Genomic DNA, 18,905 nt, shown 5'->3' with positions numbered 1-18,905 from the left:
CTCCTCAACCTAGTTATTTTTTTATTCGAATATCAAAGTAATCCATGACCAATTCACAAAACATCATATTAGCCCACGAAAACCATTCTCGCGTATAGCGTGACGGATCATCCACGTCAAATCCTTCATGCATCATATGTGTTCCTGCATCTGTCGCAACCAAACTATCTAAAATTCGTTTTTTCTCTGCTTTATCAGACGTCGTCATGCCTTCCATCGCTAGCGCAATCGGCCAAACATAATTCTCTGGCGTATGAGAGCTACCGATTCCTTTTGCATATTCCCCACTGTAGAAATAAGGATTTTCAGAACTTAGAAGTGTGGCTCTTGTTTTCATGTAACGTTCATCTGTATTAGCAATATACCCTAAATACGGCGCTGAAATCAGGTTGGGAATATTACTATCGTCCATCAAACTTGCATGCCCTAACCCATCGACTTCATAAGCATAAACCGTTTCTCCTGATTGATTTTCAGTAATTCCATATTTTTCAATTCCTTGATTGATTTGCGCTCTTAATTGTTCTGCTTTTGAAGCAATTGCTGAATCTGGGAGAATCTCGCTAAAAATTTCTTTAATATAGCCTAAAATAACAACCGCAAACATATTCGATGGAACTAAATAGCCATAACGACAGGCGTCATCACTTGGACGAAAACCTGACCAAGTCATCCCAGTTTCTGCGACTGGCGTCCCTTTCCCTCCACAAGGTAATGTATCTTCTAAACGAGTGGTCTCACGTTCGAATGTATAAGATGAATTCTGATGATTTTGTTCGATTTCAAAAACACGCAAAATCTTTTGAACTCCTGCAACAAAATCTGCGTTGAATTGATCGGTTTGACCTGTATTTTTATATAATAAATACGCCAATTGTACAGGGTAACATAAGGAGTCAATCTCATATTTGCGTTCCCAAATCCATGGATTCATTTCAGTGTGATCCGTTTGATGTCCCGCATTATTTGCCGTTTCGTTAAACGCATTTGCATAGGGATCTAAATTGACATAGTAAAATTGTCTTTTGACCAAACCACTAATCATTTCCGCTAATTCTGGATCTTTTTGAGCAATCACTAAATAGGGACGAACTTGCGCCGTGGAATCTCGTAACCACATTGCCGGAATATCACCAGTTAATAAAAACGTTGTTCCATCGTCCTGCTTCTTAACAGTCGTAGTCAAGGTATTCGCAAATGCTGCTGTAAAATTTTCTGCCCATCCCTTATGTTTTTCTCCACAAAGTTGCGTGATCTCATCCATGAACGCTTGAACTGATTTGGGAATTTCTGTATAAACCATAATAACCTCCTGAATTTGATATATCATTTTTATAAAATCAGTATAATCCAATGAAAGCGTTTTGTCTATTGTTTTATAAAGCTTTATTTACGATTGATTTATCCGCATCACTATGATAAACTGCCAATAAATGATATATCAATAAGAGTTAGGAGGACATTCATGACAAAACCACTATATCAAAAAATCATTGACGACTTATTACAAGATATCCAGTCCGGTCGGCTTTTAGAAAATGCGAAAGTCCCAACAGAAAAAGAACTTTCACAAACATATAATGTTAGCCGTATCACCTCTAAAAGAGCGTTGACTGAATTAGAAAATCAAGGACTCATTTATCGAATTCAAGGTAAAGGAAGTTACGTTCGTTTGCAACAACCAAAAAAAGACCGTGCTTTACGAATACTTTTTTTGATTCCCTTTGCCAATGACTTATCGCTTGGGAATTTTAACGATGGACTAGCACCAGTTACCACTAAAAAACATTACGAAGTAATTCTGTCTTCTGCAGAATTCTTAGTTAACAAAACAGCTGCCGATATTGTAGCTGAATTTGATGGCATGATTTACTATGCGCATAACACAGAAGACTTTTTAGATACCTTATTTGAGCTATCATTTTACCAATTTCCAGTAATCGTATTGGATAAAAAAATTCACGATTTATCCTATCCAACAATTCAATCAGACAACTTCGCTGGTGGAGAACTTGCGATAGATTATTTAGCTAAGCAAGGTCATCAACGAATTGCTTATATTTTTGGCGAATCAACCTTACCACAATCCGTGCGCCAACGATATTTAGGATATATCCACGGAACGAAACAACATAAACTAGCTTTCCACACAACTTTAAGTGATTTTGGTGCATACAATAATCAAGAGGTCCTTGCTTATCTACAAAAAAATGACGTGACCGCTGTTGTTTGCGAGAATGATCTTGTTGCGATTTCTTTGATGAATCAAGCCAAACAAGCAGGAATTTCAATTCCTGATCAGTTAGCCATAATTGGTTTTGATGATATTCAAGCCGCTTCATTAGTCGATCCACCGCTAACCACGATTGCCCAAGATTTCACTACAATGGGAAGACTAGCTGGTGAATCTTTGATTGAATGGATTGAACAAAAAATAGTTCCGAACGACTGTCAAGTTCCTGTAAAACAAAAAATTCGTCAAACAACGAAGGAGAATGGATAAATGAACCTCACTCAAATCGATACTAGACATGGAACAGATAATCAAGCTTCTTTTTCAAACGGAAATTGCTTGCCGTATACTGGCGTTCCTTTTGGCATGAATTTCTTTGCTCCTCAAACCAATGGCGATAATGGCAGTTGGTGGTTCCATCCAAATGACCATGTCTTTCAAGGGTTCCGGCTGACTCATCAGCCTAGTCCATGGATGGGAGATTTTAGCTACCTTGTGATGCTTCCCTTCAATGGTGCTTTAAAAGAAGAAACTATTTTTCATGCGCAGTCTTCTTTCCAACCAAATGAGAGCGTTTTTAATCCGCATTATCTTGAAATCACAACGAAACGCTATCAAGCAACTAACCGCCTAATCCCTAGTATGTACGGTGGAATTTTAACGACAACATACACTCAAAAAAATGCCCGTTTCCTATTATCTTTACCCGGTAACTATCAACTAACGGTCGAGGATAATCAAACTGTTTCTGGTTCAATCAGTAATTTCGCCGGTTGTGAAGATCAAGAATTTCGTTTTTATTTTACGCTACAGTTTAAAAAGCCATTTACATTTGATGGCACGTTGGAAAAAACTGGTGAAAATGAGTGTTTTATTTTAGATTTTGGTGATATCAAAGAACAAGAAATTCGTTTTGGTACTTCCTTTATTAGTCGCGAACAAGCAACACTAAATTTACGTCGTGAGCAACAATTGTCGGCTAACGAATACTTGGTTCAAGCACAAGAACAATGGGAACATTACCTAAACAAAATCGACGTTCAAGACAAAAATCAACAACGTCGCTCTACGTTTTACCATAATCTATACCGAACCTTTTTATTCCCACAAACTTTTTACGAGTATAATGAACACAATGAAGTGATCCACTATGATACGTTGGCGAAAAAAGTAAAATCTGGCTATTTATATACGAATAATGGCTTTTGGGATACCTACAAAACGGTTTATCCGCTGTATTCATTGATTGCGCGAGATAAATACGAAGAAATGTTAGAAGGATTTTTAAATAGCTATCGAGAAAGTGGCTATTTACCGAAATGGTTATCTCCTGATGAGCGCGGTTTGATGCCAGGAACGTTGATTGATGCGGTGATTGCGGATGCTGCAGTTAAAGAGATTCGTCCAGATTTGATGCCAGAATTTTTAGAAGCAATGATCAAAGGCGCAACTATTCAAAGCGAAAAAACGAACTACGGTCGCCAAGGGACAAATGATTACTTAACCTATGGCTATGTTCCAGCAAACTACCATGAATCAGTCAATCATACATTAGATTATTGCTATAGCGATTTTTGTATTAGTCAAGTAGCGAAAACTTTAGGAAATGAGAAATTAGCTGAGGACTATCGAAAACAAGCGAAAAATTATCAACACATTTTTGATCCAAAAACAGGCTTTATGCGTGCCAAAGAAAAAAACGGCTTATTTAAAGAACCGTTCAATGATCATCGTTGGGGAGAAGATTACGCAGAAGGAAGTGCATGGCAAAGTAGTTTTGCTGTCTACCATGATTTTCAAGGGTTGATTCAGGCAAGTGGAGGATCAGACGTTTTTCAGAAAAAATTGATTGACCTATGTAATCAAGCTCCGACCTTTACTGTCGATGGATATGGCTATGAAATCCACGAAATGAGCGAAATGGCTGCAATCGAATTCGGGCAAGTAGCGATTTCTAATCAACCGAGTTTCCATTTACCGTATTTATTCAATTACATCGGCAAACCAGAATATGCTCAGCCATTGTTAAAACAATTAATGACTCAAGAGTTTAATGATACGCCTCAAGGATACCCTGGCGATGAAGATAACGGAAGCATGTCAGGTTGGTATATCTTTAGCGCTCTAGGTTTTTATCCTGTTTGTCCTGGTTCTGGTGAATATGTACTGGGAATGCCTTTATTTGATAAAGTAATCCTTCATTTATCCAATGGGAAAGACTTAACAATTATCACAAAACCAAATCACACACAACAACAATTTGTGGATCATTTGGATGTTAATGGAAAAGAATATGAGGCATTGTTTTTAACTTATGAAACATTAATACAAGGCGGAACACTTGATTTTAACTTAGGAATCGTGCCTAGACCTAGGAATTATTCAAAGAAACAACTTCCGTTTAGTTTGGAAAAATAGCAATCACTAAAAGAGGTTGGGACAGAAGTGTTTAACTCCAAGAAATAAGCGACAAATCACGAAAATTGTTTTTCAAATTTTTGTGATTTGTCGCTTATTTCCGTAGGAGTTGCTTCTGCTCCCACCGTTTATTCGTTTTTAGGACATTAAACAAAAGTGTTCTTTACTTTTGTCTCATCCACTTTTAGCGATTAATTCAAAAAATTATTTTAGGAGAAACCAACTTTTTTGTTATTTTATCCTATATATAAGAGACGACTTTATGTTGTTATTTAATGATTAATTGTCGTTTTGTTGTTATTAATCGTTTGATTTTTATTTATACTTATAGCCATAGGATAGAAATACCAAACAAAAGAATGGATCCTCTTTTTATTTAGTCTGGTACAGGATAAACATCTTTTTTAACATTAAAATAAATCATTGGCGCTTTAGTGTTTGGCTACCAACCAACGTAACGTATAAAGTTTTGATTAATCAGCGTAACCTGCTTAACCAATTGCCAATAGCGTAGCCTTAATGAACTATTTTCTTTTGTGTGCCCGTCAATTCTCTTTGCCCCTCTAGCACAAAATCAGAAAAAAGATGGTTCTTTGGCATACCTATTGTGTGAACGAGTACAGGAAAAGCTGTTCTCGTTTTTTTGTTTTCTATCCTAGCTTCACCGAGAAAAAGAATTTGGGTGTAGGGTGAAAAGATAACACGGTAGGAATAGTGAATTTTATCTGAAACTACATTTAAGAAAAAAATAAATAGGCACTTCATTTACTAGTACCACCTAATAAATGAAGCCCCGAATAGACAGCGTAACCTATCTATCCAAGTTGCCTGATTACTAGTACCATAGCACTAGCTTCTTTATTGTACCTAATTTTTGTAAGATTTTCTATACACTTTTTGAAATTTCTTTCAATTCGATAAAGATTCTTATGGTTTAGTGATTATTTCAACGGTAGAGGCTGCAAACTCTACCGTTTTTCTTTTTCTTTAGTATGTTGTTTGATATTAGGTTTATTTCAAAGAATAGACCCATATTGATTCAACCACTAATATATCTTTCTTCTACGTCCTACTTCTAAAGTAAGAATAATTAATTCGTTTTCTTCTATTTTACAAATCACTCGATAATCGCCAATATGTGCATCATAGCGATTTTTTAAATCTACCCGATTTGAACATTACTAATTCATTTTAAATCTTTGCAACAGAATTTGTTGGTCCATCATTTTTTATAAAACACGTACGGCAAAACTTGGAGCAAAGTATTGTATTGATCCGTACGAAACGACATCACCTGGTTGTGGTGCGTGAATAAATTGACCTCCACCTAGCGAAATGGCTACATGATAGGTAGATCCTGGACTTCCCCAGAAATATAAGTCACCTGCTTGTGCTTGTTCGACTGGTATTTGTACCCCCGCACTTTCTTGTGGAACTGTCCAACCACCAATGTTAATACCTACTGCTGTCTGAAACACATATTGTGTAAATCCAGAACAGTCAAATCCATTTGGCGTTTTCCCTGCCCACAAATAAGGAACACCTAGATGCTTTTGTGCTTCATTGATAACAGCTTGAGCGTTTGTTGTGTTTGGATTAACAGGTGTTGGCGTTACTTCCGGCGTTACTTCTGGTTCCTTTTCGGGTTCTACAGGTGTTGGCGTTACTTCCGGTGTTACTTCTGGTTCTTTTTCAGGTTCTACAGGTGTTGGCGTTACTTCCGGTGTTACTTCTGGTTCTTTTTCAGGTTCCACAGGTGTTGGCGTTACTTCCGGTGTTACTTCTGGTTCCTTTTCAGGTTCTACAGGTGTTGGCGTTACTTCCGGTGTTACTTCTGGCTCCTTTTCAGGTTCTACAGGTGTTGGCGTTACTTCCGGTGTTACTTCTGGTTCTTTTTCAGGTTCTACAGGTGTTGGCGTTACTTCCGGTGTTACTTCTGGTTCTTTTTCAGGTTCAACTATATTTTCTGGTGTGTTGGTTTCATCCGTCACAATAGTCTCGGGTTGAATTTCAGATTGTGTTTCAGGTTCAATAGCAACTTTAGATTCTACTGGTTCTGCTACTATTTCTGGAGCGATTGATTTTGAACCATTTTTAATGGTCAGCTCTTGTCCGATATAGATCAATCCATATTCTGAAAGATTATTGTCATCAATGATTTGCTGTGGTTCAATTCCAAAATCCCACGCAATAGACGAAATTGAGTCTCCCGATTGCACAACGTAGATTTGAATGTTTTCTTCGTCATAAGTAGTCAATTCATTATCGGCAATGATTTTTTCGATTTCTTTTGCAAGACTGCTATTATCATCGACTGGTGTCTGTTTCATAAGTCGAATAAAATCTTCTGTATTTTCTTTTTGATTCTTGTATGTCGCTAAATTTTGGTTCTTTTGAATCGCATCTTCAAATGAAAAGTTTTGACGATCCTGTTCCATTGGTAATGCATACATGTTGTTTTGTGGTGTTGTCACATAAGATTCTGTACCCCAATTACTACGCTGAATTGCATAAGCAAGTAGCTCTGATCGTGTGAGTTCTGTGTCTTCCTTTATATCTTCAAGATCTTTTTCTAGGGATTTATTTATTTTTTCAATAAAAGAAGTTTTTTGTTCATCGGTTATTTTTTTATTAGTGACAGCTTTTTCTGTTGATTTCGCTTCTTTTGTTTCGATTGCATTTACCTTTGTAGGGACTGTGCTAGACGCTACTACTCCCATACCTGTAAAAGTCGTTATTAAACCGACGGCGGTTCTCTTTCTAATCTTTTTACGGTTTTCAAGTTCTTTTTGTCTTCTTATTTGTTTTCTCGCTTTTTTTTCTGTCATTGATAGTCTCCTAGCTTCCGTATTTTAAATATGATTTTATTGTAACTTATCAAGTTTTCAAACGTGTATCAAGAACATGTAAAATTTATAACTTTAACTTCTGTTCTATGTCACAATTTACAAAGATTTTATTACGTGTTTATCAAAGGCTTTTTTAGTTTGCAAGACAGTGCTTCCACAATTGTTTAAAATTCCTATGACGTTATAAATCGTGCAAGTGCTGTGTTGTCCAAACCTCCCCCCTTCTATTTCTACCAGTGGCTAAAGCTATACTCGCAAATAACCCACATACTTTTCACAAAAACAAACCAACTTTTAGAGAAAACCGCCAAAATAAAGTCCAATAAAAAAACTAGAAAAAGTTGGTTGAAAATTGGATGACCACATAAAACAGCTGATATAAAATAGATGGTTCTGTTCCAAAGTTTTACGTGCATTTCTTAATAACCTAATTGTAACGAATATAGTCGCCAAAAGCTACAATACTCACTTCTTTTGTAAATTACTTTTTTTAGACTGATTTATCTTCGTTTCTTCACATCAATTTCTCTCTGTTTTACCTAACACAAGCTTTGAAAGATAAACACAAGAAGATAAGGATATGGCGCTTATCAGCTTAGATTTGTAGGTCTAAACTGATTTAACATAATAGTGGAAATAGCCAAAAACACCTATAATATAGAGACGTTTTGGGCTACTTTCAACTATTTCTATTTTACTATACAATTAAAATTGAACACATTTTTAATTTACATAAATCGTATTATGCTAAGCTTCATGGAAATGGTATTATAATAATAAAGCGGTGGATTTAATATGAATAAAATATTTAATGCTATCTTCTATGTTTTTATCATCTTTGCAATGATAATGATGCTCTTTGTATCTTATACATCTTGGAAAAACCAAAAACTATTTTCTGAAGGAGATAAAGAAACAACTATAGCGACTATTAAAATAGATGAAAATAAAGTTAAAACATATAATTATAAAGAAAATGATTATGGAGTAGATGCCTCAAAATCGCTACGGAATAGTGGCGATAAAGTAACTGTATATTTTCTAAAAGACAAACCAGACATAGTATCCGAAAATCCCTATGTATATAATTCTCAAATGGATATCCTATTTCCTTTGATTTGGTTTTTAATAGGATTAGGAATAATTTTTTTCAAAATATATAATAATTATTGAAAGCTGTACTCACAATAACCTCGATTATAAGCAACAGACCACCATTCAAAGAATCGGTAGTCTGTTTTATGATTTTCGATTAGTTTATCTCAAAATTTACTGAAAACATTTCTTTTTTTTGTTATTAAAAATCAATCTAGCATTCATACCAATAGAACTAGCACAATTGATGGTATTTGTTCCCAAAACATTTATTACTAAGGTAAGTTGAAAACAAAAATTCAATACTTTTTTATAACAGATAAGATAATTTAGAAAAGCAAAAAGAAATTTATAGCGATTATAATTCTTGGATACTAAATTATGACAGAGAATCTATAGCAAAATTTTATGAATCACTTATTTAATCAGTATGCCTAAATTTACATATCTACAACAACTAAATCTTTCGTATCATATAATACTTTTGCGTGATTTTTTTTAATCAGTCTTTTTTTCACAATATTTCCAGTCGTTTTATCGATAAAGCGTTGATAGACTTCGCTATTTCTATATATAACGCCTTTTTCTCGACTAAAAAATTCATTTTCCACATCTATATGGATTTTTTGATTCAAAGGTTTTTCTGTACGAATTTCGCCATAAAGATAGGTATCATTCGTATAGGTGATTAACTGAAAAATCTGTTCACTATTATTGTAGAATCGGTAATCTAAATAGTTATAGACGATAGAGGTTCCCGTTCCAAACGGCACTTTTCGTCCAAAATCTGGAAACATATCTACACTATCATGATGATGATGTTCAATAATTTCTAATGGTGTGTGAAGAACCATCCAGTGAATCAAGTTGGTAAATTGACACATGCCACCACCGATTCCCGAACGAGCTTCTTCTTCTCTTCCAACCATTAGTCCTTCTTTGTATCCCAGTTTTTCAGAGCACTGACCTACCAATCGCCAAAAAGAAAAAGTTTCTCCGGGTTGAATGATTACCTTGTTTACTTTTGGCGTTGATATAGCCAAATTGACCGCCTTGTTGTCTTGTAAATCACTACGTACATCTCCAAGTTTTCGACGAATCAATGAATTATGCTTATAAAGGAGATGTGGCAAGGCTTCTTCTTGAAAGGTTTGCGCAAATGTTAATTTTAACTTTTTATCTTTTCGATTTCTTTCCCAAATACTTTTTTTAACTGAAATTTTGTATGTAAGCGGTGATAGTTCACAAAATAACTTTCTTCCCATAAACTATTCTCTCTCCTAGTTGTTATGTAATTAATCCCATTTAAACTAAATATGAATCATAGATAGATAAATTGCAACAAAAAAGGAGTCTAGTTATTTAAAAAAAATTTTTTTAGTTATCTAATTCACATATTTTAGACTGTAACGCAACATTGGCATCAACCAATAGAATGATTGGTTCTACGATATTTATTTGAAGTTTTTCTCAAAAAATGATTCAAAAGAAAACATCGATCAAAAACCTTACACACCTAATTCTTGTCTTACTTCCGCTAACCACGGATGCATAACCAACAAATCGCCCTGACATAACCAATCAATATAAACTCGGACACCATCATCCAACGATTTTTCTAGTGCTTCTTTTAACGCTTTATCATATGGTGGAACTCCTTTTCGATCCCAAGCGATTTTATCTGCGATAAACACACACTTATCCAAATCAGTTGCTCCAGCTTTGAGCGTTGTATGACAACGAATCGCAGATAGGACTTCTGTTTTAGTAATACCAAAGAATTTTTGAGCAATATAAACAGATTGTCTTTGATGAAGCAACATCGGTACTTGATATTCTGCTTCGTAAATCACTTCATCTTGTTCTTTTTGGACAGCTATCCTTTTATCATTTGGGATTACTGCGCTAATATCATGTAGTAAACCAGCTCGATAAGCGAGTTCAGAATCAAGAGTGAATTTGTTCGCTAGTTTTTCCGCTTGAACGGCGACTTGTTTTGAGTGTTCAAACACCTCCGTCTTTCCAAAATGATTTAAATAGTCTTTCACCTGCTGTTCTAGGTTTTCTGAACAAGCTAACGGGTAAACGTACTCATCAAGTTGCTTCATACGACTCAACTCTCCTTCATTTTTAGGTTCCAAGTTATAACTCTTTAAGCAGCTCTCCTAAACGCTTAATCCCAATTTCTATTTGTTCTTCCGACATATTGGAATAGTTCAAACGAAACGTTCCTGATGTAGCATCTTGATCATAAAAAGGATCTCCTGGAACAAACGCAACTTTACGTTGGATACAAGCTTCAAACAATTCTTGCGTATCTTCAACTCCAGGCACTTCAACCCAAATAAACATACCACCTTCTGGGCGACTCGTTTTTACATTGCTAGGAAAATAACGATCAATACTGGCTTGCATCTTCAAGTATCGTTGATGATACAATTGACTAATTTTTTTAATATGTGCGTCAATATCATTTTTTTCAAAAAATTTAGTGATAATAGCTTGTGATAAAACGTCAGAATGTAAATCAGCCGACTGCTTCATCATTGTATAGCGTTTGATTAAATCTGGTGAAGTAACAACCCAACCAATTCGTAACCCTGGAGCAAGTATTTTTGAAAAGGTACTTGTATAAATCACATGCCCACTTTGATCAAATGATTGGATAGTAGGTAATTCTTCTCCTGCAAAACGAATAGCGCCATACGGATTATCTTCAAGAACCATCACTTGGTATTGCGCAGCTAATTCAGCGATTTTCTTTCTTCTTTCCAAGGTTAATGTGCGTCCCGTTGGATTTTGAAAAGTGGGAATCGTATAAATCAATTTCGTTTGCGGATTTTCAGCTAAGACTTTTTCTAAAACATCGGTCTTCATACCATGTTCATCCATTTCAATACTAATAATTTTAGCTCCATAGGATTTAAATACATCCATTGCACATAAATAAGTCGGTTTTTCAACAATCACTACATCGTTTTCATCTAAAAATAACTTACTGGTCAGATCAATGACTTGTTGCGAACCTGTTGCAATCATGATATGCTCTGCATCCGTTTGAACCCCTTCTGCCGACATCCGCTTGGCAATCATTTCTCTTAGAGCTAAAAATCCTTGTGAATCTGAATATTGTAAAATAGTCGCTCCATTTTCTTCCAACACTAAATTTGCAGCTTCTTTTACCGCTTCTACTGGGAAAAGTTCTGGCGCTGGGAGTCCACCAGCAAATGAAATAATGGCTGGATCACTTGCTACTCGTAATATTTCGCCAACTGGATCTGTATCGCTGATTGACACTCTTTTTGAAAAATGCTGCTTCATTTATATTCCTCCTACTAAAAAAACGCTCGTTTGATAATAGATTAACTTTACCACTAGAAAATCAGGAATAGAAGCTTTTTTATCATTAAATTTTAATAATTTAAAATTGATGTGTCGATAGTAACTCTCTTTGATTTAATAAATAAAAAGCTAACGGTTAAAAATGAGCTGATATTTTGCATCATTTAAAACCGTTAACTTTTATTTTATTCTCTGCATAGAAGAATGATTTTCATACACTATTGATTTAAATACTAGTAAAAATTTTTCTTCGTTTCTTTTTTAAACAGTTGTCGTATGCCACTTCTTTTCATCTTTCACTCTGATTATGGATCAGTACGTCCCCAGTTTCCTGTCATAGGACCAAAGAACAACTTAATAATCCTCTCTTGCTCAGCTTCGCTCTTTTTTCTGAATTCTAATACACAATAATAAATAATGACGACAGAAACAACACCAATATACAGTGTAGTATCAGAGAAAGAAACCGGACGAATTAGCTTAAGCACACTTAAAGTTTTCGTCAACATCGTTAAACCGGTACTAATCACAATTAGCCCCAGTTCAATGCAAACAGTATCTGCCAATGCTTTGTTAACAATCTTTTGTTCTTTTTCACTTCCGTATTTTCTAATCTTATAAATATCGTTCAGAAAATAAAGTAATCCGAAAAAAACAACGATAGTTAAAGCTAATGTATAATCTTGTTCATTTCTAATAATACTTACTAACGTATCAATCATTATAACCCTCTCCCACTCTTATTGCTGTGGCTAATAATTAGTTTGTCTTAGCCTTATTAACTTAAATATAGCAAAAAATAGACCATCGACAACGTCTACTGCCTAAATGGTCTAAAAGTGAGCATGATTGGTAAATAAATAGAGTTAACTAGAACAAATCTCTGTTTTAGAAATAATCAGCGCGTTCTAAATGAATTGATAAATCGCTACTTTTTACTAGTTTGTCTTCTAAATAGTTTATTACATTTCATAAATATTCCCCACACTATCATCAATATCTATGAAATACTTCTTTTTATTTTGTTGATCCCAATAAACTTTTACTTTTCGATTTTCTAAATAAGGCGTCGGATCCATCCTTAAACTGGGACTTTTAAATAAAAAAATTTCTCCTTGTTTATTTTTATAGGAACAAATCAGTTGTAACGCAGAACGATGATTGATACGAACAGAAGTATAATTACATTCCATCACATCTGCCATGACCAAAGTCCCTGTTTGTTTTAATTGCTCCTTTTGCTTCTTTTTATACCGATTTCTAGTAGTAAAAACAACCCCGATAACCAATAATACCAAACTGAAACTACCAAATATTGCTAAAAAAAGCCAGCGGAATTTTTGAACATTTTCTGGCGTATACGGTTGCGCAACCCCATTAATCGTCAAATTAAATCCTTCTTCTCTAATTGGCATCACTTGGATTCCAAGAGCGGGGATTAATAGCAGAAGTCCCAATCCCAATAATAAAAGTCCTACCCAAGAAAAATTATAGTAAAATCCTTTTTGTCTCATATCCTAAACCAACCCTTCTTTTTCAGTTTTATCAACTAAAAGATTTTCTATAATTAGCTTATCATAACTAGGGACTCGCTGAAACAATAGTAACGAATTTTTCTGGATCTTTTCTAGAATTCATTAGAATAAAGATATTCTTAAGTATCATAGGGGGTGTCTAAAAACGATAACAACGAATATTTCCATAATTTAGCTAGAACTCTCACCTCCATAACATGTTTGTTCCAACCTCTTTCTTGATTTCTGGCTAAATTCCCATAAAACTCAAATTCCTCAATGGTTTTCAGACATTCCCTAATTAAATAACAACATAATCAGTCTTCTGTTGTTATTTTTAATTCTTTGAAAAAACCTTCTGTACCAACGTCTACCCAAAGACCGATGCCACCAGTTACATTAGCTCCTAATTTTAAATCATTCACAATCATTGAAGGGTTAATGGCATGATTTACATATAATTTTGCTTGTTGTTCCTTAACCTCGATTTTTATATCAATCCATTCATTTAGAGCAATATCTACGTATGTTTCGTACATTCCAGGACATTCATCACGAAAACGATCATATTTGTAATTTGGATAAGAAAAATATTGAATACTTCGATTGCGTCTTACTTGATCTTCACACCGTCCATTAGTTGGTCGTAAATAAATCGCTTCAAAATGTTCGTCTGATTCATCGACTCGAAAAGCGATCCCAATAAATCCACGAGCATGGTCTGGTGCATCTGCTAAGAGACGACTTAATACCTTCACTTCTATAGTACCATTCTTAAATTCATTCGCCCTTAGCTTCGCATACGTTGCTTCATCATCAGCAACAATTGCAGGATCTTTGGACAAACGTAATACCTCCGTCTCTTCACTAATAGCAGTTGTCAGAAATACATTATTCGCTTCAAAATTTCCAGTAATCATTGGAATAACTTTCATCTCATCACACACCTTCCTTTTACTTATTATCTACTGAATAGTTTACAAGGAAACGGATTATGTTGATAGTAGGTACTTTTTTATTTGCTAGTTACTTTTAGGTAACCAACAAGGAAAAAAGGAAATGATTTAGCTTTTCTCCGTTAAATCATTCCCTTTCTATTAACATAATTTATTGCCCAATAGAACAGTTCGAGTCAAGTATTTTTCAATCGATCTCCATCCTATCTATGATTTAACAGCTTGATCAAGTCTACCGCTTTACTAATAGACGCATCTTTCGTTTCTTCTAAAACTACGTAGCTATACGGTTTGTATTGATGTAAAATTGTCAAAATTTCTTCGTATTGAATTATTCCTTCACCTAACGGAACTGGCATAATTTCTCCATTTTCCACAGTAAAATCCTTTAAATGCAGACAAACAATTTGATCTCCGAATCGTTGAAATGCTTGTCGAACAATCGTTACTTGCTCTTTATACGTGTCAACTGTGATTAAATTAGTTGGATCGAAAATAATACCCAAATAGGGGGAGTCTATTCGTTTTACTAGCTCATGAATTCGTTCAATTGAAAAAAGAGGATGGTTAAGTCCCGCTTCGATTCCTACCATCATTCGATTTTTTTCACCAACCCTTACTAAGCGACGAATAACAGCGACCAGGTCTTCAAAAACAGCGGGTTGAAAATTATCAACTGTATAGCCCAAATCAGGCAATACTGATCCAGTTTCAGAAGCAACCATTGATGCACCAAAATAATGGGCATGGGCTAAATAGGACTCAAACTTTTGTAAAATATTTTCTCTTTTTACTGGATCTGGATGGATTAAATTACTATAGCAACTTAAAAGGGCCACTTGAATTTCCTGTTTAGCAAATGTTTGTTTAAAAAAAGTCCCCATTCCAGGATTCAACTTATTTCCAGCGCTTAATTCGGGAAAAGAAACATCCAAAGAAAATTGAACATTATGAATTTTCTGATCTGCTATTTGTTTTGCCAAATCTGACGAATCACTAACGTTAGTCAAATCATGACCTCTTACAGTTAAATTATACATTTTTATTTTCATCCCTTTATATAATTCTACAACAAAAAATCTTCTCTTAATGGTTGAAAAACATCCAACAACTCACCATTTGCTGTATGACAAACACAGCCATGTTGCTTATTTGGTTCTATCAACACGACATCGCCTGTTGTTAATTCTAGCTTCTCGTCTGCTAACCAAAAAGTGAAATTGCCAGCTATTACATAAGTGATTTGTTGGTGTTGATGTTGATGAATATCAGGGATTGTTGTTGGTTGAGCAAATTTCACTTTAACCGCCATCGCTTCATCATTATAAACAGCAACCGACCGTTGAACGTCTGTATTTATCACTTGAAAGGAATCCTTATTACTAAAATAATGTGACATCTCGTTTATTTCCTCCAAATTTTTCTATAAATCAATCGCTAATGTTTTAATTTCATAAGGTGTAAACCGTAAATGATAGCCCTTAGCTGATTTTTTCACTAATTTTTCTGTATCCTCTAATACTTCTTCTAGTAAAGAAACTTCAGTAACTGTTTTACAAAGCCACGGCACCTCTAATTCAACCGTTGTCGTTTGACCATTCGCTTCATAACAGCGTACAATCAACTGACGCTCATTCTCTGACAGTTTGATGGATTCACAAATAATATTTTTTTCTGATATCTTGATGACCGTTTGATCTTCCAAACTAAATTGTTTATCAGCTAAAGCAAAACGCAAAGGAATTGCTAAATCATAGGCTTCCTGATAGACCTCTCCTTTTCTAAAATCACCTAAATGAGGAAATAATGCATACGTAAATTCATGTTGACCCAAATCAATACCTTCCGCTGGATCATTCGGACTTCTTAAAAGGCTGAGATAAATAGCTTGTCCTTCAATTTGATAACCATATTTTTCAGGACATAGGACAGCCACACCATATGCTTGCTCGGATAAATCTGCCCAAAGATGACCGCAAACTTCATACTTAGCTTGTTCCCAAGAAGTATTTTGATGGGTCGGTCGTTCCAAATTACCAAACTGAATGCCATAATTAGCGTATCCTGTGATAACTGGCGTAGGAAATTTCACTTTGAGCAATACTCCTGATTCTCTCCAATCAACCGTTGTTTGGAAATCAATTCGTTTAGTATGTGCGTAAAAAATAATTTTTTGAACCATCTTCGATTGTCCAACCTCACGCTGAACCCTAAGAACCAAACGATAAGCTGACTGAAACTCAACTTCGATCTTAGCCATACTAGCTACTCGTTTTCCGAATAATAGTGAAGATTCGTCGATATTCCAGGCATCAAATTCCTGTGGACGATCTGGATACAATAGCCATTGATTTCCTGCTTCTATTTCAAATAAATCGATTGCTAATTCTTTATCATATAAATAAGTGAATTCCCCCTGCTTATTAAGCTCAACAAAATAAAATGGCGTTTCAAACGACCACTCATTTTCCTTTTGTTTAAATGAATTCGTTTCCTTTTGTCCAACTAAATCATTCGCATCGATTATTTTAAGTCCCAGAGCAGGAATATTTTTAAGCAATCGATCTCCGTCCACCGTTGGTAATACAGTTGTCCTAGGAAAAGAACTAGTATTGATCACAACACATTCTTCCAATGAAAAAGTTGTGGGACTCGGAGTGATTGGTTGCAATTGTAGTGTTTTTAGTGCCTGATTCCAAAGTTCATCACACTGTTCGTCAGCTTCTTGATAACGTAGCATGGCTTCATCATGTACTTCGCGGATGGATGTTCCCGGCAAAATATCATGAAACTGATTAATCAAAACCTTTTTCCAAGCTTCTGTTAGTTTTTGTTTAGATCTTTCTAAAATAGGGTAACCAGCTAAAAATAACAAGCCACGTATAAATTCGACTTGCAGTAGCTTAACTTCGATCTGCTGATTGGCTTTTTTCAACCGTCCATCTGTTGTGTAAACGCCTCGATGAGTCTCTAAATAAAGCTCCCCAACCCAATTAGGCACCTTTTTACCTACTAAATCAATTGAAAAATCTTTAAAAAACTTAGATGGTACTGAATGCTCCACTTTTGGCATTGTTGGAATTGCATGAGAGAATACTTTGCCATATTCAAGCATTTCCTCCGTCGGTCCGCCACCACCATCGCCAAATCCATAAAGTTGTAAGACTTTATTTGTTAAAGGTTTATTTCGAAATCGACTCCATGTTCCTTTGACCTGAGAAGCATTCAGGCGACCATTATACGTTGTCCCAATTGAAAAATCTTCCGCATAATCTGAGGTCGTTAATAAATAGGTCAAAACTTGCGAGCCATCGATTCCTTGCCAATAAAACGTATCATTAGGAAGTTTATTTTCTTCGTTCCAATCTAATTTTGACGTAAAAAATGTTTGAATCCCGGCTTTTTTCATGATTTGGGGTAATGAAGCAGTAAAACCAAAACAATCGGGTAACCATAAAATAGAAGACTCTCTGCCAAATTTTTCTTTAAAAAATAATTTCCCATAAAGCAGTTGCCGAATCAGTGATTCACCACTTGGCAAGTTCAAGTCGCTTTCTACATACATCCCACCTTCAACTTCCCAACGTCCCTCTTTTTCAAAACGACAGACCTTTTCAAATAATTCTGGTGCTTCTTGCTCAAGCATTTCATACAATAGCGGTGTACTCGACATAAATGTCATTTCTGGATATTTTTCTAATAAGTAAACTGCATTGGAAAAACTCCTAATTACTTTTTCTCGTGTTTGTTTTAACGTCCATAACCAGCTAATATCTATATGTGTATGGCCAACAATATATTCGGTTACTTGTGCCTCCATTTTTGAGTCAAGCGTAGCATACCATTCAGTAAGAGAAGCACTAATTTTTTTAAGAGATTGTTCAAAAGCTGGCGAAGTAGTATCCACCAATTCAATTTGTTGAACTAGTTGATCCATCAGTTGGTACAACGACCAAACACTGACGTCCGCTTCTTTGGCAATCGCAAGCACTTCTGTTAATGCCTTTATTTGATGATACAACTCAAACACAAGATCATTTCTTAGACAAAGCCATGATTCAATGAAGACCTCTTCTTTTGCCGTATTCGTATAAACATTCATTTTAATATCATATTCTGGTAAAGCTGATTCAAGCAACAAGTAGTGATGATTCAGGTCTAGCCCTCGGACAATTTCATTATTGACCATCACAATAAATTGTGGATTGTTTGTATTCCAAATATCTTCTTCTTTCGTTGAAACCATTAAACAAAAACGTTGATTTTTGGTCTTATTGCTTACTAAATTAGGATCAATTGAAAATTGAATTTGATAATGTTGATCCATTCCTCCAATTCCTTTTTCCAGCGTACTAGATTGTCCTGTTGCTTCTTGGCGCCACTGAAAATAATCAACTGGTTGGATAGTAAACTGTTGAATTTGTTTAATTTTAGTAAAAGAATGTTGCTTTAAAACTTGCAAAACCTGTGCTACACCTGGATGTTCCATGCTATTTCT

15 protein-coding genes and 1 pseudogene are annotated in these 18,905 nt (G+C 35.1%); 3 read left to right on the top strand and 13 right to left on the bottom strand.

The genetic code is table 11. The features are described 5' to 3' along the window. Positions 1 to 13: 13 nt before the first annotated feature. Positions 14 to 1,303 carry a glycoside hydrolase family 125 protein gene (locus ACYSNW_RS08090; RefSeq protein WP_461743977.1) on the bottom strand — a complete coding sequence of 430 codons (1,290 nt, stop codon included), beginning with the start codon at positions 1,301 to 1,303 and terminating at the stop codon, positions 14 to 16. Positions 1,304 to 1,465: 162 nt separating this feature from the next. Here ACYSNW_RS08090 and ACYSNW_RS08085 point away from each other — a divergent pair, with 162 nt between their 5' ends. Further along, positions 1,466 to 2,503 (top strand): GntR family transcriptional regulator, encoded by a 1,038-nt coding sequence (locus ACYSNW_RS08085; RefSeq protein ID WP_461743976.1) that lies wholly within the window; start codon positions 1,466 to 1,468, stop codon positions 2,501 to 2,503. Then, positions 2,504 to 4,651 (top strand): GH92 family glycosyl hydrolase, encoded by a 2,148-nt coding sequence (locus ACYSNW_RS08080; RefSeq protein WP_461743975.1) that lies wholly within the window; start codon positions 2,504 to 2,506, stop codon positions 4,649 to 4,651. Between the two features lie 516 nt (positions 4,652 to 5,167). Here ACYSNW_RS08080 and ACYSNW_RS08075 read toward each other — a convergent pair. From ACYSNW_RS08075 to ACYSNW_RS08065, 3 genes and pseudogenes are all read right to left on the bottom strand, one after another. Continuing rightward, complete coding sequence (locus tag ACYSNW_RS08075) at positions 5,168 to 5,416, bottom strand: hypothetical protein (protein WP_461743974.1); 249 nt, start codon at positions 5,414 to 5,416, stop codon at positions 5,168 to 5,170. Positions 5,417 to 5,697: 281 nt separating this feature from the next. Continuing rightward, positions 5,698 to 5,808: pseudogene (locus ACYSNW_RS08070) on the bottom strand (type II toxin-antitoxin system RelE family toxin); the annotation flags it as partial. 72 nt (positions 5,809 to 5,880) lie between these two features. Then, on the bottom strand, positions 5,881 to 7,479 hold the full coding sequence (locus tag ACYSNW_RS08065) for a C40 family peptidase (protein WP_461743973.1): 1,599 nt from the start codon (positions 7,477 to 7,479) through the stop codon (positions 5,881 to 5,883). An 816-nt stretch (positions 7,480 to 8,295) separates the two neighbouring features. Here ACYSNW_RS08065 and ACYSNW_RS08060 point away from each other — a divergent pair. Further along, positions 8,296 to 8,673, top strand: coding sequence for a hypothetical protein (locus ACYSNW_RS08060; RefSeq protein ID WP_461743972.1), 378 nt, complete (start codon positions 8,296 to 8,298; stop codon positions 8,671 to 8,673). A 362-nt stretch (positions 8,674 to 9,035) separates the two neighbouring features. Here ACYSNW_RS08060 and ACYSNW_RS08055 read toward each other — a convergent pair whose 3' ends face one another. The 9 genes from ACYSNW_RS08055 to ACYSNW_RS08015 all read right to left on the bottom strand — a co-directional run bounded on the left by ACYSNW_RS08055 (position 9,036) and on the right by ACYSNW_RS08015 (position 18,896). After that, positions 9,036 to 9,860: a VanW family protein gene (locus ACYSNW_RS08055; protein WP_461743971.1), complete on the bottom strand. Its 825-nt coding sequence runs from the start codon at positions 9,858 to 9,860 to the stop codon at positions 9,036 to 9,038. 243 nt (positions 9,861 to 10,103) lie between these two features. Continuing rightward, complete coding sequence (gene yqeK / locus ACYSNW_RS08050; protein WP_461743970.1) at positions 10,104 to 10,703, bottom strand: bis(5'-nucleosyl)-tetraphosphatase (symmetrical) YqeK; 600 nt, start codon at positions 10,701 to 10,703, stop codon at positions 10,104 to 10,106. A 34-nt stretch (positions 10,704 to 10,737) separates the two neighbouring features. Further along, positions 10,738 to 11,916 carry an aminotransferase-like domain-containing protein gene (locus ACYSNW_RS08045; RefSeq protein ID WP_461743969.1) on the bottom strand — a complete coding sequence of 393 codons (1,179 nt, stop codon included), beginning with the start codon at positions 11,914 to 11,916 and terminating at the stop codon, positions 10,738 to 10,740. A 326-nt stretch (positions 11,917 to 12,242) separates the two neighbouring features. Next, complete coding sequence (locus ACYSNW_RS08040; RefSeq protein WP_461743968.1) at positions 12,243 to 12,659, bottom strand: hypothetical protein; 417 nt, start codon at positions 12,657 to 12,659, stop codon at positions 12,243 to 12,245. A gap of 240 nt (positions 12,660 to 12,899) precedes the next feature. Further along, positions 12,900 to 13,451: a hypothetical protein gene (locus tag ACYSNW_RS08035; RefSeq protein WP_461743967.1), complete on the bottom strand. Its 552-nt coding sequence runs from the start codon at positions 13,449 to 13,451 to the stop codon at positions 12,900 to 12,902. 317 nt (positions 13,452 to 13,768) lie between these two features. Beyond that, a complete protein-coding gene (locus ACYSNW_RS08030) occupies positions 13,769 to 14,386 on the bottom strand; it encodes a hypothetical protein (RefSeq protein WP_461743966.1) in 618 nt (205 codons plus the stop codon). A 224-nt stretch (positions 14,387 to 14,610) separates the two neighbouring features. Beyond that, positions 14,611 to 15,447 carry a sugar phosphate isomerase/epimerase family protein gene (locus tag ACYSNW_RS08025; RefSeq protein WP_461743965.1) on the bottom strand — a complete coding sequence of 279 codons (837 nt, stop codon included), beginning with the start codon at positions 15,445 to 15,447 and terminating at the stop codon, positions 14,611 to 14,613. Positions 15,448 to 15,473: 26 nt separating this feature from the next. Then, entirely contained in the window at positions 15,474 to 15,806 is a 333-nt protein-coding gene (locus ACYSNW_RS08020) for a cupin domain-containing protein (protein ID WP_461743964.1), read from the bottom strand. 24 nt (positions 15,807 to 15,830) lie between these two features. Beyond that, the gene (locus ACYSNW_RS08015) at positions 15,831 to 18,896 is read right to left on the bottom strand and encodes an alpha-mannosidase (protein ID WP_461743963.1); all 3,066 of its coding nucleotides are present in this window, start codon (positions 18,894 to 18,896) and stop codon (positions 15,831 to 15,833) included. Between the last annotated feature and the right edge of the window lie 9 nt (positions 18,897 to 18,905).

It is taken from the genome of Enterococcus sp. LJL99, assembly GCF_054871725.1.
This window is presented reverse-complemented; position numbering and strand designations above follow the sequence as displayed.

Bases quoted from the DNA above. Each gene is read 5' to 3' on its own strand.
- ACYSNW_RS08030 (WP_461743966.1), bottom strand. From the start codon at position 14,386: ATGAAAGTTATTCCAATGATTACTGGAAATTTTGAAGCGAATAATGTA.
- ACYSNW_RS08035 (WP_461743967.1), bottom strand. From the start codon at position 13,451: ATGAGACAAAAAGGATTTTACTATAATTTTTCTTGGGTAGGACTTTTA.
- ACYSNW_RS08075 (WP_461743974.1), bottom strand. From the start codon at position 5,416: ATGAAGTGCCTATTTATTTTTTTCTTAAATGTAGTTTCAGATAAAATT.
- ACYSNW_RS08040 (WP_461743968.1), bottom strand. From the start codon at position 12,659: ATGATTGATACGTTAGTAAGTATTATTAGAAATGAACAAGATTATACA.
- ACYSNW_RS08025 (WP_461743965.1), bottom strand. From the start codon at position 15,447: ATGTATAATTTAACTGTAAGAGGTCATGATTTGACTAACGTTAGTGAT.
- yqeK (WP_461743970.1), bottom strand. From the start codon at position 10,703: ATGAAGCAACTTGATGAGTACGTTTACCCGTTAGCTTGTTCAGAAAAC.
- ACYSNW_RS08065 (WP_461743973.1), bottom strand. From the start codon at position 7,479: ATGACAGAAAAAAAAGCGAGAAAACAAATAAGAAGACAAAAAGAACTT.
- ACYSNW_RS08085 (WP_461743976.1), top strand. From the start codon at position 1,466: ATGACAAAACCACTATATCAAAAAATCATTGACGACTTATTACAAGAT.
- ACYSNW_RS08090 (WP_461743977.1), bottom strand. From the start codon at position 1,303: ATGGTTTATACAGAAATTCCCAAATCAGTTCAAGCGTTCATGGATGAG.
- ACYSNW_RS08060 (WP_461743972.1), top strand. From the start codon at position 8,296: ATGAATAAAATATTTAATGCTATCTTCTATGTTTTTATCATCTTTGCA.
- ACYSNW_RS08020 (WP_461743964.1), bottom strand. From the start codon at position 15,806: ATGTCACATTATTTTAGTAATAAGGATTCCTTTCAAGTGATAAATACA.
- ACYSNW_RS08080 (WP_461743975.1), top strand. From the start codon at position 2,504: ATGAACCTCACTCAAATCGATACTAGACATGGAACAGATAATCAAGCT.
- ACYSNW_RS08015 (WP_461743963.1), bottom strand. From the start codon at position 18,896: ATGGAACATCCAGGTGTAGCACAGGTTTTGCAAGTTTTAAAGCAACAT.
- ACYSNW_RS08055 (WP_461743971.1), bottom strand. From the start codon at position 9,860: ATGGGAAGAAAGTTATTTTGTGAACTATCACCGCTTACATACAAAATT.
- ACYSNW_RS08045 (WP_461743969.1), bottom strand. From the start codon at position 11,916: ATGAAGCAGCATTTTTCAAAAAGAGTGTCAATCAGCGATACAGATCCA.